We start from the raw sequence: 16,199 nt of genomic DNA on the forward strand, positions 1-16,199 counted from the left end.
AGCTCACCCCTCGGTGATGGCCCGCACCCGTCAGATCACGCAGCCCGCATGGGCCAGCGCCTGCTTGAGCAGCACGCCGTGGCCGCCCGGCATCTCGCTCTGCACCGCCTCCGAGACGGCCTCCAGCGGGCTGAACCACACCAGGTCCAGCGCGTCCTGCCGGGGCCGGCAGTCGCCCGTCACCGGCACGATGTAGGCGAGGGACACCGCGTGCTGACGGGGGTCGTGGTACGGCGTGATGCCCTGCGTCGGGAAGTACTCCGCGACCGTGAACGGCTGGAGCGACGCCGGGACGCGGGGCAGCGCGACCGGGCCGAGGTCCTTCTCCAGGTGGCGCAGGAGGGCGTCGCGGACGCGTTCGTGGTGCAGCACGCGGCCGGAGACCAGCGTCCGGCTGACCGTACCGTCGGGTCCGATGCGCAGCAGCAGGCCGACGCTGGTGACTTCGCCGCTGTCGTCGACGCGTACCGGGACGGCCTCGACGTACAGGATCGGCATGCGGGCACGCGCCATCTCCAGGTCGTCGGGAGACAGCCAGCCGGGCGTGGTTTCGGTCATGTCAGACATTGCTTGATCATACTTTCAGCCGTTCGGACTTCCTGGGTAGCCGCTCGGAAGGAACTGTGACCGGCCACACGCCGCTCAACCGCCTCCCGGGGAGTCGTCCGGGAGCCGGTAGACCCGCCGGGCGTTGTCCCGGCCCGCCCACCGGGCGATCCGCAGCGCGTCCGGCAGGGACAGCTCGTCGGCGTCCACCCGCTCCTGGAGCAGTTCCGCCAGCCCCTGCCGGAAGGCGAGCGCCCCGAGGTGGAAGAACTCCGGCACACCGTAGGCGTCGGAGCTGTACAGCAGTTTGCGGAACGGTGTGATCTCCAGGGCCTCCGCCAGGACCGCGCCGGCCCGGGCGGGGCCGACGTGGTGGAGGGTGAGGCCGACGTCGAGATACACCTGCTCGAAGACCGCCGCGAGGTACGCGGCCTGCCGCTGGTAGGGCCAGCAGTGCAGCAGCAGGACCGGGATCGTCCCTGCGGTCCGGTGCAGCCAGTCCGTGAGGCGGGCCGGGTCGGCCCGGTGCAGCCGGATGTCGTTGTCGCCGAACCCGGTGTGCAGCTGGAGCGGCAGGCCGAGGTCGACGGCGGTCCACAGCAGGTGCCGTACCAGGACCGGGTCGTCCAGGCGGCCGCCGCGGGCCGCCCAGTGCCGGGCGGCGCCGGTGACCTCCGCGTCCGAGGGGCGGCCCGGGTCCAGGTCGAAGCCGGTGCGGTAGGCCGCCACCGACTTCACGCCCACCACGCCGGGCCGCCGCACGGCGTCCAGCGCCGCCGCGCGGAAGGCGTCGGCGTAGGCGTCCGGCTCGACCCCCGCCGCCCGCACCGACTCGGCGACGCTCTCCAGCCGCACCACCTCGTACGCGGATCCGCCCGCGGCCTCGGCGATCTCGCCCGGGGTGGTGAGCCGGTCGGGGGTGTGACCGGTGTCGACGCAGAAGACGTCCGTGCCCGAGGAGATCAGGAAGCGCCGCTGCACCTCGCGCCAGCCGAGCTCCGAGCGCCGGGCGAGGTACTGCTCGACGGGGGCGTGGCGCGGCAGGTCCAGCACGGGAGCGCAGTGGCGGCGCACGGCCACGCCCACGGGGCTGTCGAAAGGCGAGACGCCCGGCCACGCGTCGCCCTCCGTCAGGAGCGGTTCGAAGGACTCCCGGCCGAGATCGGCGGCCACCGTGCCGTGGCAGTGGTGGTCGACCAGGCTCAGCGCGTCGAGCGCCTCGCGGACCGCGCCCACGTCAGTACTTCCACCGGTACGCCGACGCCACCTGGTCGTCGTCGAGACCGGCGACGGACGCCAGCTCGCCCCGCCGTACGGCGATCACCGCGTCCGCCAGAACCGGGCCGAGGGCGGCCCGCAGCGGCTCGTCCGCGCGGAATTCCTCGACGGCCTGCTCCAGCGAGACCGGCAGCCGCCGTACGCCCCGGGCCGCCGCCTGAGCCTCGCCCAGCCGTGCCGGGTCCCCGGTGGTCTCCTCGGGCAGGGCGGCGGACGAGGTCAGGCCGTCCAGCCCGGCGGCGATCAGGGAGCCGATCGCGAGGTAGGGGTTGGCGGCCAGGTCGACGGGTTTGACCTCGACGTTCGCCGCCTGGTCGCGCAGGCCCGCGGTGCCGGTGACGACGCGCAGGGCGGTTTCGCGGGTCTCGCGGCCCCAGGCGGTGAACACCCCGGCCCACTGGGAGGGCCTGAGCCGCAGATAGCTGGCGGGGCTCGGCGCGGTCACGGCCGTGAGAGCCGGCAGGTGGGCGAGGAGGCCGGCCGTGAACGACTCCGCCTCGGCCGTCATGCCGTACCGGCCCTCGCCGCCGGAGTGCAGATTGACCCCGCCGCGCCAGGCGGAGAGATGGACGTGCCCGCCGTTGCCGACGCCCTGCCCCACGACGGCCGGGGCGAACGAGACGCGCAGCCCGTGCCGCCTGGCCACCGCGCGGACCGTCTGCCGCACCAGCACGCTGCGGTCGGCCGCCGCCACCGGGTCGACGGCACCCACCGAGATCTCGAACTGCCCGGCCGCGTACTCGGGATGGACCTGTTCCACGTCGAGGCCCTGGGCCGCGCACGCCGCCAGCAGGTCGGCGGTGCAGTCACCGAGCTCGACCTGCCGCGCGGCCCCGTACGCCGGACCGGTCGTCGCGGGCACGAACGCGTCGCCCGGCGCGTCCCCGCGGGCCACGGTCCACTCGACCTCCACGGCGGCCTTGAACGTCAGGCCGTGCCGGTCGGCCGCCTCGGTGACGACGCGGCGCAGGAACGTGCGCGCGCAGCCGGGATGCCGCTCCCCGTCCTGCGTGACCCGGTCCACCGGCGCCCACGCCCAGCCGGGCTGCCCGGCCAGTACCACGAGCTGGTCGAGATCCGGGTAGAGACGCAGATCGCCGTCGGGGGAGCCGAGGACGTCGGTGGTGACGATGGAGTCGTTCGCCAGGAAGGTGTCGAACACCGGGGACATGCCGACGCCCCAGGCCGCGGCGGAGGCGAGGCGGGCCGTCGGGACGGTCTTCACCCTGCCGATGCCCGCGGTGTCGACGTAGGACAGCACGACGCCGTGCACACCCCGCCCGGACAGCTCGCCGCTCAGCGCGGTGGCCCGCTCGACATCGCCGGGACGCCCGCCGGGCACGGGATCGGCCAGGGTCGTCATGCGTCCTCCTCGACGAAGATGGGCGCCCGGCGTCAGGGCTTCACGGCCACCGCGCCGTACTGCGGTACCAGCACGGCCGAGTCGGCGTCGGCACGCCACTGCCCGCACGACACCATGCCCGGCTCGAGCAGCTCGAGGCCTTCGAAGAACGCGGCGATGTCCGCGCCGCTGCGGGCGGTGATCGGGGGAGTGGCGTTCTCGTTCCAGAACTTCATGGCCGGGATCTGGCCCGCGCCGCCGAGCTCGTCGTCGAACGTCGGGTGCGTGAGGACCAGGAAGCTGCCGGAGGGGACCGCGGCCATCACGCGGCGCGCGATGTCTCGGGCCTTGTCCGTGTCCAGGACGAAGTTGAGGATGCCCAGCATCATGACCGCGACGGGGCGGGTGAGGTCGAGGGTGTGCCCGGCCCGTTCGAGGATGGCGTCCGGGTCGTGCACGTCGGCGTCGATGTAGGCGGTGACGCCCTCGTGGGTGCCGGTCAGCAGGGTGCGGGCGTGCACCAGCACGATCGGGTCGTTGTCGACGTAGACGATCCGTGAGTCGGGTGCGAGCCGCTGGGCGATCTCGTGGGTGTTGTCCGCCGTCGGCAGCCCCGTGCCGATGTCGAGGAACTGCCGCACTCCGCGCTCGCCGGCCAGGAACGACACGGCCCGGCCCAGGAAGTCCCGGTCCGCCCGGGCGATGTCCCGGATGATCGGGAACATGCCGGCCACGTGCTCGCCGACCCGCTGGTCGACCTCGTAGTTGTCCTTGCCGCCGATCCAGTAGTTCCACACGCGCGCGTTGTGCGCCACACCGGTGTTCAGCCTCGCCGAGCCGCTCGTCGGGGTGTGGCTCTCACTCACGTCTCTTCCTCTCCTCGCACGAGCGACCGGTACCGGCCGTCGCCGCCATTGTGCCGCTGCGATGATCACGCTGTCCCGGGAATCGGCAGAGCCGGCGGGGCCGTCGGCGCGCGGCGGGGGAGAGCTGCGGACCGTGCTACTCGACCTCGCCGGGGTTCGGGGAGGGCGTCTTGCCGGCCAGTACGTCTTTCAGGCGCTGGGTGCCGAGCCGCGCCGCCTGCTCGACGGAGTCGTTCTCGCCCCCGTCGAGCCCGCCCGCGGTGACGGTGATCGCGTCGTCGCCGACGCGTACGTCGGCGACGCCCAGGGTCAGCGTGGCCTCCATGCCCCCGGTCGTGCCCCGCACCGTCACGCGCAGGCCCGCACGGGCGTCGCCCACGCCCGGCAGCGCGGTCTCGACGACCTGGACGGTGCGCTGTTCGCCGTCGTCGGTGACGGTGAACTGGTCACACTTCTCCGGCAGGTTCGCCATCCGGTTCAAGGAGTCCTGCGGGTCGGTCCGTTCGTAGGAGGCGACCTGGTACAGCATGCGCGAGTCGCCCTGCTCGAAGCCGCGCAGCTCGGACGCCCCGGACGGCCTGCCCAGCAGATCGTCGTCGAAGAGGGAGTCGAGGAGGCGCTGGCAGTCGGCGGCCTGGGCCTTGGCGGTGAGGAAGTCGGAGACGTCGACCGTGCCGATGAGCAGGCTGTCGTGCCAGTTCTCGGCCTCCGTGTCCTCGACCTGGGTCCAGTCGTCCTCGATGTCCGCCTCGGTGATCAGCGCGGTGCGGGCGCGGTCCGTGGTGAGGGTGGCGGTGGGAGAGGGGGTCTGCCGCTTCCCGGCGGCCTGTGACGCGGTGACGCCCGACACGCGCGAACCGTCTTCGCCGCCGTCGTCCGAGCAGGCGGCGGTGGTCAGCAGCGTGCCTGCCGCCAGGGCGCAGGCGAGAACGCGGACGTGCCGGTACGGACGACGGGTCATCGGGAGTGCCTCCTGGGAACGTGACGCGTGTCCTCAGGGCACCACCGGCACCGACGGCCCACCACCGGCACCGGACTGATCGGGTGAGCATCGCCCGCTGCTCGGACACCTCACTCTCCGGCCCGGGCGTGCCCGTTCTGCCAGGCCCAGGCCGCGATCTCGACCCTGTTCCGGGCGGCCAGCTTGAGCTGGACGCTGGACAGGTGCGTCTTGACCGTGGAGAGGGAGACGTACAGTTCGGCCGCGATCTCGGCGTTGGTCCGGCCGAGGGCGACCAGGCGGACCACGTCCAGCTCGCGCTCGGTCAGCGGTTCCTGGAGCGGAGCCGAGGGGGCCGGGGGCGCCGGCCGTGGCGCGGTGTCGGCGGCAGCCGGCGCCGTGACGTGCTTGAGCAGCCGGACCGTGACCGACGGGGAGACCAGCGAGTCGCCCGCGGCGGCGGCCCGGACGGCCTCGGCGAGGAGCGTCGGCCCGGAGTCCTTGAGCAGGAAGCCGCAGGCGCCGCCGCGCAGCGCGCCGTACACGTACTCGTCGAGGTCGAAGGTGGTGACCACGACCACCCGCATCGGGTCGGCGACGTCCGGTCCGGCCAGCTGCCGGGTCGCCTCCAGCCCGTCCAGCTTCGGCATCCGGATGTCCAGCAGGCACACGTCCGGCCGCTCGCGGCGGGCCAGCGCCACGGCCTCCTCGCCGTCGCGGGCCTCGGCGACCACGGTGATGTCCGGCTGGGCGTCGAGGAAGAACCGGAACCCGGTGCGGATCATGTCCTGGTCGTCCGCGATGAGCACCCGGATGGGAGCGCCGCGGCGGGCGGCGGCGCCGGGCTCGCCGGCCGGGCCGGGTGGGACGGGGGTCGTCATGGGTCGATCATGCCTCAGGGCTGGGACGGGTCAGGGGCGTCAGGGTACGTGACGGATGCGGCTCCAGCCTCGCCCGCGGACCCGGGCGCGCGCCTCCGCCGAACGGCCAGGTCCGGGCGCCGGCCCCTCGGCCGTTCGGCCGATTCCGGCGCTCAGTGCCTCGCCTACCGTGAGCCGCATGAGATCCATCTCTCCCCGGGGCTGCGCCCGGGGCTTCGGCGTCGGCTTCCTGCTGGCGGCCTCGGTCTACGACCTGCTCATCGCGAACGACTTCCACCACACCCTCTGGCCGTCGGTGACGGTGCTGCTCGTCGGGTTCGCCGCCGTGCTGTGGCCGGTGGGCCACAGGCCGCGGTGGCTCACCCCGCAGCTGCGCACCGCCGTGCCCGCCGTGGTCTCCGGGCTCTTCACGGCGGGCGTGCTGCTGGCGGGCCGCGCGGAGGTGCCGTTCGGGCCGGGCGAGGTGGCGGTCCTGCTGAGCCTGCTGTTCATCGCCGTACGCCACTGCCCGTGGCCGTGGGCCCTGGTGTGCGGAGTGCTCGACGCGGTCGCCCTGCTCCTGCTGCCGGTGCGGTACTTCCGGTCGTTGCGGGAGGAGGTGCTGGTGTTCGTCCTGTTGGGCCTGGTCCTGGTCGGGCTCACCGCCGGGCTCGCCGCGTACCTGCGCTCCCTGGACTACCGGCGCACCGTCGCCGTCAGTGAGACACGCCGAGCCGAACGCGTCGCCATCGCCGCCGATCTCCATGACTTCGTCGCGCACCACGTCACCGGGATCCTCGTGCAGACCCAGATGGCCCGCATGATGGCGGCCCGGCAGCCGCAGGACCTGGATCCCGTCCTGGCCGGCATCGAGCGCGCCGCGACCGAGGCGCTGGCCTCCATGCGGCGCACGGTGGGCGTGCTGCGCGACACCGGCCCGGAGGCCGCCGACCGCCGTCCCGTCGGCGACCTGGCCGCCGTCACGGACCTGGTCGAAGGCTTCGCGACCCCGGTGCAGAGGACCGTCCTGCACCGGGACCCGGCCGTGTCCGACGACCTGCCGCACGAGGTGCAGGCCGCCGCCTTCCGGGTCGTGCAGGAGGCGCTGACCAACGTACGGCGCCACGCGGGCGACGCCACGGAGGTCACCGTCCGGCTGGCCCGTCCCGGCGACCGGCTGGAGGTCACGGTGACGGACGACGGCCACGGCGGCACCCAGCTCCCGGAGGCCGCCCACGGCGGCGGCTTCGGCCTCGTCGGCCTGACGGAGCGCGTGACGGCGCTGGGCGGCGAACTGCGCGCGGGGCCGAGGGCGGGGGAGGGGTGGCAGGTGACGGCGACGTTCCCGGCGGGGAAGGGCTGAGGCCTTGGCCGACGGCGTGGGGCGCCACTGTCTCTGGCGTGGCACACCGCACCGGCTGTTCAATGTAGCTGCACACACGCCGCTCGTGAGAGGAGCCGCCCGTGTCCCCCGCTGTCGTGCCGCCCGTCGGTGCGCGTATTCGGCAGGCACGTCTGGAGCGCGGGACGAGCCTGCGCGCGCTCGCCCGCGAGGTCGGTGTGTCGGCGAGCCTCGTGTCGCAGATCGAGACCGGCAAGAGCCAGCCCTCCGTCAGCACGCTGTACGCGATCACGACGGCCCTGGGCATCTCCGTCGAGTCCCTCTTCGACGTACGGGAAAGCGCCGGAGTGACTCCGCGGGCGGCCCTCGGCACCGTCCTGCCCGCCCTCGCGGCCTTCGCCGCCGACCCGGGGCGGCGGATCGGCCCGCTGGTCGGCGCGGGTGAGCGCGAGACCCTGGAGCTGGACTCCGGCGTCGTGTGGGAGCGTCTGGGCCGGGTGCCGGGCGCGGATGTCGACTTCCTGCTGGTGACCTACCGGCCCGGCGGCTCCTCCTCCGGCTCCGGAGGACTGATGCGGCACCCCGGCACCGAGTACGGCTTTCTGACGTCCGGCGAGCTGATCCTCACCCTCGGTTTCGACGAGTACACCGTGCGCCCGGGCGACGCCGTCTGCTTCGAGTCGACGACCCCCCACCGCTACCGCAACGATGGAGAGGTACCCGCTGTGGGTGTCTGGTTCGTCTCCGGCGATGTTCAGTGACACTTGACACCCGTAGTACCCGGGCGTTCACTCCGAAGTGGGGGTGGTCGCCATGGCGATCCGCACATACGGCCCCAACGCGGTCGACTGGGAAGAGCGCATCGACCTGGACCGGCTGCGCGGGCAGCGCCTGGCCCGGCTGCACGAGTCCCTGAACCGCTCCGCGCTGGGCGCGGTGCTCAGCTTCGACTTCGCCAACATCCGCTACATGACCGCCACGCACATCGGCACCTGGGCGATGGACAAGCTGATCCGCTTCGCCCTGCTGGTGCAGGGCGGCGAACCGGTCGTCTGGGACTTCGGCTCCGCCGCCCGCCACCACCAGCTGTACAACCCGTGGCTCGACTACAGCGACGGCAAGGGCGGCCCGCCCACCGGCGCCCGCGCCGGCATCTCCACCCTGCGCGGCGCCTTCCACCCGGACGCGGGCATCGCGCAGGACGTGGCCGCCAAGATCGCCGCCGAGCTGCGCGAGCACGGGCTGGCGAACGAACCGCTCGGCGTCGACGTCGCCGAGATGCCCGTCCTCGCCGCCCTGCGCGCCGAGGGCATCGACGTCGTCGACGGACAGCAGGTCTTCCTGGAGGCCCGCCGGATCAAGACCGGTGACGAGATCGCCCTGCTCACCCAGGCCTGCGCCATGGTCGACGCGGCCTACGAGGAGCTGTACGGCCATCTGCGCCCGGGCGTGCGCGAGAACGAGTGCGTCGGCCTCGTGGCCAAGGTCCTGTACGACCTCGGCAGCGAGTACGTCGAGGGTGTCAACGCCATCTCGGGCGAGCGGTGTTCACCGCATCCGCACGTCTACAGCGACCGCCTGATCCGCCCCGGCGACCCGGCCTTCTTCGACATCCTGCACAGCCACCTCGGCTACCGCACCTGCTACTACCGCACGTTCGCCGTGGGCAGCGCCTCCGGTGCGCAACGGGACGCCTATGTGCGCTGCCGTGAGTACATGGACCAGGCGATCGCGCTCGTCCGGCCCGGCGCGACCACCGCCGACATCGTGCGGGTGTGGCCGCGCGCGGAGGAGTTCGGCTTCGCCGACGAGACCGCCGCCTTCGCCCTCCAGTACGGCCATGGCGTCGGCCTGTCGATCTGGGAGAAGCCGATCTTCAGCCGCCTGGTCTCCCTCGACCATCCCGAAGTCCTTCAAGAGGGCATGGTGTTCGCCCTGGAGACCTACTGGCCGGCCGCCGACGGCTGGTCCGCCGCCCGGATCGAGGAGGAGCTCGTCGTCACCGCCGACGGCTGCGAGGTCATCACCAAGTTCCCCGCCGAGGAGCTGCTGGTGGCCGGGCGCAAGTACTGGACGGTGGGCGGTGAGCTGAACACCCGCCGGGAGGCGCAGTCCCATCTCAACACCTCTCGTGGCGACGGGGCGGGCTGATGGACGTCGCCGCACTCCTCACCTGCTACGAGCGGATGGCCGTCATCCGCCGTACGGAGAAGGCCGCCCACGACCTGTTCCTCCAGGGCCTGGTGAAGGGCACCACGCATCTCGCCGCCGGGCAGGAGGCGATCGCCGTGGGCGCGAGCGCGGCCCTGCGCCCGGACGACTATGTGTTCGCCACCTATAGAGGCCACCACCATGCCCTCGCCCGGGGCGCCACCCCCGAGGAGTGCCTCGCCGAGCTGATGAGCCGGGCGACCGGGCTGTGCAAGGCCAAGGGCGGCTCCATGCACCTGACCAAGGCGGCCACCGGCATGCTCGGCTCGTACGCCATCGTCGGCTCCCATCTGCCGATGGCGGTCGGAGCGGCCTGGTCGGCCCGGCTGCGCGGCACGGAGCAGCTCGCGGTCGCCTTCTTCGGGGACGGCGCGACCAACATCGGCGCCTTCCACGAGTCGCTCAACCTGGCCGCCGTGTGGAAACTGCCGGTGCTGTTCGTGTGCGAGAACAACCAGTACATGGAGTACACGCCGATCGCCGATGTCACGGCGGTGGCCCGGCCCGCGGCCGACCGGGCGCCCGCCCACGGCATCCCGGGCGAGGTCGTCGACGGCAACGACGTCGAGGCCGTCGAGGAGGCGGTGGCGCGGCTCGCGCGGCGGGCCCGGGCAGGGGACGGACCCGCCGTACTGGAGGCCGAGACCTACCGGCACTTCGGGCACAGCCGCTCCGACCCGGCTGCCTACCGTCCGGCCGAGGAGGTCGAACGGTGGCTCAAGCACGACCCGCTGGACCTCGCCCGGGGACGGCTCGCCGAGCTCGGGGTCCAGGCGGAGGCGGTCGCGGAGGCCGACGAGCGGGCCCGGGCCGTCGTGGAGCGGGCCGTGGAGGCGGCGAAGGCCGGGCCGCCGCCCGATCCGCGGGAGGCTCTGACCGACGTGTGGGCGGACGGAGGTGCCGCATGGCGGACGTGATCACCTACCGGGAGGCGGTCGCCGAGGGCATCGCGCGCGAGATGCGCCGGGACACCTCGGTCGTGTGCCTCGGGGAGGACATCGCCGCGGCCGAGGGCGTGTTCAAGACCACCGTGGGTCTGCGAGCGGAGTTCGGGGCCGAGCGGGTGTGGGACACGCCCATATCCGAACAGGCCATCGTGGGCGCGGCGATGGGCGCCGCGATGACCGGGATGCGGCCCGTCGCGGAGATCATGTTCTCCGACTTCCTGGCCTGCTGCTGGGACTACCTCGCCAACGAGATCCCCAAGGTCCGCTACATGACCGGCGGCCAGGTGACGGTGCCCCTGGTCGTGCGCACCGCCAACGGCGGCGGGCTCGGCTTCGGCGCGCAGCACTCCCAGGCCACCGAGAACTGGGCACTGACCGTCCCCGGCCTGAAGATCGCGGCACCGGCCACACCCGCCGACGTCATCGGCATGATGGCCGCCGCGATCCGCAGCGACGACCCCGTGGTCTTCTTCGAGCACAAGGCCCTCCTGGCCACCAAGGGGCCACCGCCGCCCCCTGATCATGTCGTCGAACTGGGCCGGGCCGCCGTCGTACGCGAGGGCGCCGACATCACGCTCGTCGCGCTCGCCGCCACAGTGCCCCTGGCGCTGAAGGCCGCCGACATGCTGTCGGGGGAGGGGATCGAGGCGGAGGTGGTCGACCTGCGCTGTCTGGTCCCGCTGGACGCCGCGACGGTCCTCGACTCACTGCGCAGGACCTCGCGGCTCCTCACCGTCGAGGAGAACCCGTACCAGGGCGGCTGGGGCGCCACCGTCGTCTCGATCGTCGCCGACGAGGGCTTCGGCCTGCTGGACGCGCCCGTGCGGCGGGTGGCGGGGGAGTGCGTCCCGCTGCCGTTCGCCGACGCCCTGGAGGAACAGGTCATCCCCACCGTCGACAAGGTCGTCACGGCGGTCCGCGGACTCGCCGCCTATTGAGCTGCCCACCCGTCCACGCACCGAACACCCCATGGGAGGAAGCGCGATGACCACCAGAACACTGCTGCGCTCCGGTCACGTGATCTCGATGGACCCCGCCGTCGGGGATCTGCCCCAGGGGGACGTCCTCGTCGAGGACGGCAGGATCGTGGACGTGCGGCCCGAGATCAGCGCCGACGCCGAGGTGCTCGACATGACCGGCCGCATCGTGATTCCCGGCTTCGTCGACACCCACCGCCACACCTGGGAGGCACCGATCCGGGGCGTCGCGCCCGACGCCACCCTCGACGACTACTTCGTCGACATCCTCGACACCTTCGCGCCCCTGTACACCCCGGAGGACGTCTACGCGGCCAACCTCGCGGGCGCGCTGGAATGCCTCAACGCCGGCATCACCACGCTCGTCGACTGGTCGCACATCAACAACACCCCGGACCACCCGGACGCCGCGATCCAGGGCCTGGCGGAGTCCGGCATCCGGGCGCAGTACGCGTACGGCAGCGCCAACACCTCCCTCGCCGACTACTGGTTCGAGAGCAAGATCGCGATACCGGCCGACGACGTCCGGCGGATCCGCGCCCGGCACTTCGCGTCCGACGACGGCCTGCTGACCATGGCCCTCGCCACGCGCGGACCCGGCTTCTGCGTCAGCGACGTCGTCGCCTCCGAATGGGCCCTCGCCCGCGAACTCGGCATCCCGATCACCGTGCACGTGGCCATGGGGCGGCTGGCCGGCCGCTTCGGCATGGTCAAGCAGCTGCACGGCACGGGGCTCCTCGGCCCGGACACCACCTACGTCCACTGCTGCTACCTCAGCGAGGAGGAGTGGCGGATGGTCGCCGACAGCGGCGGCACGGTGTCCGTCGCGCCGCAGGTGGAGCTCCAGATGGGGCACGGCTGGCCGCCCGTGATGCAGGCGATCGAGCACGGTCTGCGGCCGTCGCTCAGCGTCGACGTCGTCACCACCGTGCCCGGCGACATGTTCACCCAGATCCGCGCGGCCTTCGGCGCCGAACGCGCCCGCGTCAACTCCGACTGCTGGCAGGCCAACATGCCGGTGCCCAGCACCATGCTGACAGCCCGTCAGATGCTGGAGATCGCCACCGTCAACGGCGCCCACGTCGCGGGCCTGGAGGACCGTACCGGCTCCCTGACCCCCGGCAAGCGCGCGGACATCGTCGCGATCGACGCCACCGCGCTGAACGTCGCGCCCCTGCACGACGCGGCGGCCGCGGTGACGCTGTGCGCTGACGTGTCCAACGTGGACACCGTCCTCGTCGACGGCGTGATCCACAAGCGCGACGGCAAGTTGCTCACCGACACCGGGCGTGCCCTGCGGCTCGTCTCCGAGGCCCGGGACCGGCTCCTCGCGGCAAAGGAGATGAAGGCCCCGAAGGGAGAGAAGGCCACGGCATGACCAATCACCTGGTGCGCCGCGCGGCCGCTCTTCCCGAGCCGCCGTACGACGGCCTGGGCTACCGGCGGCGGACGCTGGTCGGAGAGGACGACGGCAGTGTGCACACCGGCTTCGGCGTGTGCGCACTGCGACCGGACGGCCGTGTGCCCGCCCATGTGCACTCGTACGAGGAGAGCTTCCACGTCCTCGACGGGGCCGTGGTCCTCGATGTGCCCGAGGGCTCGTACCTGCTGGAGGAGGGTGACTACGGCCTGCTGCCGATCGGCGTCCCGCACGCCTGGCGCGGCGGCGGGGACACCGGCGGCCGCTGGGCGGACATGCTCGCCCCCGTGCCGCGGGCCCGCTACGGGTACGACACCCAGACGGTGCCCGACCTGCCCGCTCGCGAGCCCGTCCGGGTCGACGTCCGCGACCCGCGCACCCGCTCCTTCGGCCATTTCGAGCCCGGCCAGATGGACCCCGGCAAGCAGTCCCAGGACCTGCTGGCCGTCACGGCGAGCATGCGCACCGCGCTGCTGGTCTACAGCGGCATCACCGTGAAGATGATGGTCGACAGCGACCTGGGCGCGGTCGGCTCGACGATGTTCATGGTGCAGTACGCGTCCGACGGCGTCATCGGCACCCACGACCACCCCTTCGAGGAGACGTATCTGATCCTGGAGGGCGTGGCCGAGACCACCCTCGACGGCGAGCGGTACCGGCTGGAGCCGGGGGACCTCGCGTGGGCGGGCGCCGGCTGTGTGCATGGGTTCGTGAACGCTGGGCAGGGGCCCCTGCGTTGGCTGGAGACGCAGGCGCCGCAGCCACCGGCTCGGCACTCGTACCGGTTCACCAGGGACTGGGACTATCTGCGCCAGGTGCTTGAGGAGGGATCATGAGCAGTGTCCTTGTCGTGGGTGGCACGTCGGGCATCGGCCTCGCGTTCGCCCGGGCCCGCGCCGAGCAGGGGGACGAGGTAATCCTGACCAGCCGCGACGCCCACCGCGCCGACCTGATCGCCAAGGAGTTCGGCGCCCGGGGCATCGCCCTCGACCTGGCGCGACCCCTGGAGATCGCGGCGGCGCTGGCCGACGTGGGACGCGTCGACCATATGGTGCTCGCGGCGGTCTCCCGGGACGACAACAAGGTGAGCGAGTACGACATCGATGCCGCCCTGCGGCTGGTCACCCTCAAGCTCGTCGGCTACACCGAGGTCGTGCACACGCTGCGGACCCGGCTGCACGACGACAGCGCCATCGTGCTATTCGGCGGACAGGCCAAGGAACGCCCCTACCCGGGGGCGACGACGGTGGCGACGGTCAACGCGGGCGTGCGGGGACTGATGAACTCCCTGGCCGTCGAACTCGCTCCCGTCCGGGTCAGCGTCGTGCATCCCGGCGTCGTCGGCGACAGCCCGTACTGGCAGGCCAAACCGGAGAAGGTGCTCGAGGTGCTGCGCACCGAGACGCCCACCGGGCGGCTGGCCACGATGGCGGACGTGGTGGACGCGGTCGACTTCCTGCTGCGCAACCGGTCGGTCAACGCGGTGGAACTGACCGTGGACGGGGGCTGGTTGCTGGGGTGAGGGCCGGGCCCGGGACGGTCACCCGGCAGTGCCGGGCCCGTGATGGTCACCCGGCCCGCCGCAGCGTCTCCTCGACCACGTCCTTGTCCACCGCCGCCCGCACCAGCGCCGCGGCGAGGACGGCCGGGTCGGTCCGCCCGGCCAGTTCGGTGAGACGGTCCGGGTCCTTCGGCAGCTTCAGTCGCTCGGCGCCCTGGAGGGCCTTGGCGTCGAGGTAGGGAGCGGCCTCCGGCCACACACCCTGTGCCTCGCGCAGGAAGATGTCGGCGCCGGCCGGGCCGATCCCGGGGAACTCCTGGAGCAGATGGCGCAGTTCGGACACCTTGCCGTCCGCCTCCCGGCGCAGTCGCCGCAGATCCCCGCCCCACCGCTCGTTCAACAGCTCGGCCGCTTCGCCCAGTTGGGTCGCCGTGCGCTCGTCGTAGCGCCGGTAGCCGCCCCGGCCGAGCGCGTCCACCCGCTCCTGCCAGTCGGTCTGCGCCATGCGGCGCGGGTCGCGCAGCCCCGCCTCGTGCAGGGCACGGGCGGTGGCCAGCGCGATCGAGCCGCGGATGCGGGCGCTGAGCAGATGGGCCAGTACCAGCAGCCGGTACAGCGGCTGCGGGGTGTCCTTCAGCCGGATGCCCGCCTCATCCGCGTACGTCCGGCCGTGCGCGTCGAGGAGTTCGCGTACGACACGCTGCTGCCGGTCCACGGCTCCTACCCCTTGAGCGGATCGTGGCCGACCGTCATCAGCCGGCGCCGGCGGCGCGTGTCCTCGGCCGTCACCTCAGGTAGCGGCTCGTCCTCCAGGTCCACCTGCGAGGTGACCCTGTCCACGACGTTCCGCATCACGCGCAGGTCGTCCTCGGTCAGGTCGGTGCGCCGCTTCTGCAGGATCGCCAGGACGTGCTGCCCGGTCTGCGTACCCGCCTGATCGGGCAGCGGTTCCGCGTCCTCGTCGGCGTCCCGCATCCGCAACCAGGCCGCGAGCTCCTGCGAGGTCATGTTCACCACGCGGTGGAAGTCCGCCCACAGCGCGTCGAGTTCGAGGGCGTCGGTCATCACATGCCCCTTCCTTGCGTACGTGCGCGCCGGTCAGCCCCCGCGGGGGAAGTTCTCGGCGTCGAACATCCACCGCTGCTTCTCCAGCTCGGCGGTGATGCTGATCAGCAGGTCCTGGGTGACCAGGTCGGCCTTCTCGGTCGCGTCGATGCGCTCGCGCAGCCGGCCGATGGCGTCCTGGAGGGACTCCACCATCACCCGCACGGCGTCCGAGTCGCGCACCCAGCCCTCCTTGGGGGCGGGCAGGGTGAAGGCCTTGGCGATGGTCTCGGGCCGGCCGTCCGGCGGGACGCCGAGCGCCGCGGACCGCTCCGCCACCGTGTCGGCGAAGTTCCGCGCGGCCGAGACCACCTCGTCGAGCTGGAGGTGGATCGACCGGAACCGCGGTCCGACGATGTTCCAGTGCGCCTGCTTCCCGATCAGCGAGAGTCCGAGCAGATCCACCAGCGTGTCCTGGAGTGCCTCGCACGAGACCCGGCCGGCCTCGTCGGACAGTGTGCTGCGCACAGCCGTCATAGGGCGCTTCTCCTTCTCGCGTCGTGCGTCGTGTTCCGGAGCAGTGCGTCGCGCTCCTCCTCGCAGGTCCCGCCCCACACGCCCGCGGCCTGGCCACTGCTCAGCGCGAAGCTCAGGCACTGGTCGGTCACCGGGCAGCGCGCGCAGATCCGCTTCGCGGCCGCGACGTCCCGCAGGGCCGGACCTGCCGTGCCCACGGGGAAGAACAACTCGGGGTCCTCGTCCACACAGGCGGCGCTCCGCAACCACTCCATGAACGCGCGGGTGCCCAGGGCACACTGGTGCAAACCGCGACGTGCGACGGACGCGGGCGGTCCCGGAACGGCGACCTGGCCTGCGACAACGCCCTCCTGGACCCGCGGGACCCGCAGAAATCTTCTCAGGCGGT

The 16,199-nt window shown here is 72.6% G+C and carries 18 protein-coding genes; 8 read left to right on the forward strand and 10 right to left on the reverse strand.

Translation table 11 applies throughout. The features are described from left to right. Positions 1 to 30: 30 nt before the first annotated feature. The 6 genes from PV963_RS39045 to PV963_RS39070 all read right to left on the reverse strand — a co-directional run bounded on the left by PV963_RS39045 (position 31) and on the right by PV963_RS39070 (position 5,853). Positions 31 to 567 (reverse strand): NUDIX hydrolase family protein, encoded by a 537-nt coding sequence (locus tag PV963_RS39045; RefSeq protein WP_274821163.1) that lies wholly within the window; start codon positions 565 to 567, stop codon positions 31 to 33. A gap of 75 nt (positions 568 to 642) precedes the next feature. Continuing rightward, on the reverse strand, positions 643 to 1,782 hold the full coding sequence (locus tag PV963_RS39050) for an amidohydrolase family protein (protein ID WP_274821164.1): 1,140 nt from the start codon (positions 1,780 to 1,782) through the stop codon (positions 643 to 645). A gap of 1 nt (position 1,783) precedes the next feature. Then, a complete protein-coding gene (locus PV963_RS39055) occupies positions 1,784 to 3,187 on the reverse strand; it encodes a glutamine synthetase family protein (RefSeq protein ID WP_274821165.1) in 1,404 nt (467 codons plus the stop codon). A 32-nt stretch (positions 3,188 to 3,219) separates the two neighbouring features. Beyond that, positions 3,220 to 4,032, reverse strand: a complete 813-nt coding sequence (locus PV963_RS39060) for an SAM-dependent methyltransferase (protein ID WP_274821166.1) — start codon at positions 4,030 to 4,032, stop codon at positions 3,220 to 3,222. A 136-nt stretch (positions 4,033 to 4,168) separates the two neighbouring features. Further along, positions 4,169 to 4,993, reverse strand: coding sequence for a hypothetical protein (locus PV963_RS39065; RefSeq protein ID WP_274821167.1), 825 nt, complete (start codon positions 4,991 to 4,993; stop codon positions 4,169 to 4,171). Positions 4,994 to 5,103: 110 nt separating this feature from the next. Further along, the gene (locus PV963_RS39070; protein WP_274821168.1) at positions 5,104 to 5,853 is read right to left on the reverse strand and encodes a response regulator; all 750 of its coding nucleotides are present in this window, start codon (positions 5,851 to 5,853) and stop codon (positions 5,104 to 5,106) included. Between the two features lie 178 nt (positions 5,854 to 6,031). Here PV963_RS39070 and PV963_RS39075 point away from each other — a divergent pair, with 178 nt between their 5' ends. The 8 genes from PV963_RS39075 to PV963_RS39110 all read left to right on the forward strand — a co-directional run bounded on the left by PV963_RS39075 (position 6,032) and on the right by PV963_RS39110 (position 14,251). After that, the gene (locus PV963_RS39075) at positions 6,032 to 7,195 is read left to right on the forward strand and encodes a sensor histidine kinase (protein ID WP_274821169.1); all 1,164 of its coding nucleotides are present in this window, start codon (positions 6,032 to 6,034) and stop codon (positions 7,193 to 7,195) included. Between the two features lie 101 nt (positions 7,196 to 7,296). Then, on the forward strand, positions 7,297 to 7,935 hold the full coding sequence (locus PV963_RS39080; protein ID WP_274821170.1) for a helix-turn-helix domain-containing protein: 639 nt from the start codon (positions 7,297 to 7,299) through the stop codon (positions 7,933 to 7,935). A 52-nt stretch (positions 7,936 to 7,987) separates the two neighbouring features. Next, positions 7,988 to 9,325: a M24 family metallopeptidase gene (locus tag PV963_RS39085; protein ID WP_274821171.1), complete on the forward strand. Its 1,338-nt coding sequence runs from the start codon at positions 7,988 to 7,990 to the stop codon at positions 9,323 to 9,325. Beyond that, complete coding sequence (locus tag PV963_RS39090; protein WP_274821172.1) at positions 9,325 to 10,302, forward strand: thiamine pyrophosphate-dependent dehydrogenase E1 component subunit alpha; 978 nt, start codon at positions 9,325 to 9,327, stop codon at positions 10,300 to 10,302. The genes PV963_RS39085 and PV963_RS39090 overlap by 1 nt, the downstream gene beginning before the upstream one ends. Further along, on the forward strand, positions 10,290 to 11,270 hold the full coding sequence (locus tag PV963_RS39095) for an alpha-ketoacid dehydrogenase subunit beta (protein ID WP_274821173.1): 981 nt from the start codon (positions 10,290 to 10,292) through the stop codon (positions 11,268 to 11,270). The genes PV963_RS39090 and PV963_RS39095 overlap by 13 nt, the downstream gene beginning before the upstream one ends. Before the next feature lie 46 nt (positions 11,271 to 11,316). After that, positions 11,317 to 12,687 carry an amidohydrolase family protein gene (locus PV963_RS39100; RefSeq protein ID WP_274821174.1) on the forward strand — a complete coding sequence of 457 codons (1,371 nt, stop codon included), beginning with the start codon at positions 11,317 to 11,319 and terminating at the stop codon, positions 12,685 to 12,687. After that, on the forward strand, positions 12,684 to 13,565 hold the full coding sequence (locus tag PV963_RS39105) for a cupin domain-containing protein (protein WP_274821175.1): 882 nt from the start codon (positions 12,684 to 12,686) through the stop codon (positions 13,563 to 13,565). Before PV963_RS39100 ends, PV963_RS39105 begins: the two co-directional genes overlap by 4 nt. Continuing rightward, positions 13,562 to 14,251, forward strand: coding sequence for an SDR family oxidoreductase (locus PV963_RS39110; protein WP_274821176.1), 690 nt, complete (start codon positions 13,562 to 13,564; stop codon positions 14,249 to 14,251). The genes PV963_RS39105 and PV963_RS39110 overlap by 4 nt, the downstream gene beginning before the upstream one ends. A gap of 46 nt (positions 14,252 to 14,297) precedes the next feature. Here PV963_RS39110 and PV963_RS39115 read toward each other — a convergent pair whose 3' ends face one another. Genes PV963_RS39115 through PV963_RS39130 form a run of 4 tightly spaced genes read right to left on the reverse strand, consistent with a single transcriptional unit; the run spans position 14,298 to position 16,065 of the window. Next, positions 14,298 to 14,945 (reverse strand): endonuclease, encoded by a 648-nt coding sequence (locus tag PV963_RS39115; RefSeq protein WP_274821177.1) that lies wholly within the window; start codon positions 14,943 to 14,945, stop codon positions 14,298 to 14,300. A gap of 5 nt (positions 14,946 to 14,950) precedes the next feature. After that, the gene (locus PV963_RS39120; protein WP_274821178.1) at positions 14,951 to 15,295 is read right to left on the reverse strand and encodes a DUF3140 domain-containing protein; all 345 of its coding nucleotides are present in this window, start codon (positions 15,293 to 15,295) and stop codon (positions 14,951 to 14,953) included. Positions 15,296 to 15,328: 33 nt separating this feature from the next. Further along, positions 15,329 to 15,811 (reverse strand): Dps family protein, encoded by a 483-nt coding sequence (locus tag PV963_RS39125; RefSeq protein WP_274821179.1) that lies wholly within the window; start codon positions 15,809 to 15,811, stop codon positions 15,329 to 15,331. Beyond that, positions 15,808 to 16,065 carry a WhiB family transcriptional regulator gene (locus PV963_RS39130; RefSeq protein WP_274821180.1) on the reverse strand — a complete coding sequence of 86 codons (258 nt, stop codon included), beginning with the start codon at positions 16,063 to 16,065 and terminating at the stop codon, positions 15,808 to 15,810. The genes PV963_RS39125 and PV963_RS39130 overlap by 4 nt, the downstream gene beginning before the upstream one ends. Positions 16,066 to 16,199 lie beyond the last annotated feature (134 nt).

The organism is Streptomyces coeruleorubidus, from assembly GCF_028885415.1.
GTDB lineage: Bacteria > Actinomycetota > Actinomycetes > Streptomycetales > Streptomycetaceae > Streptomyces > Streptomyces coeruleorubidus_A.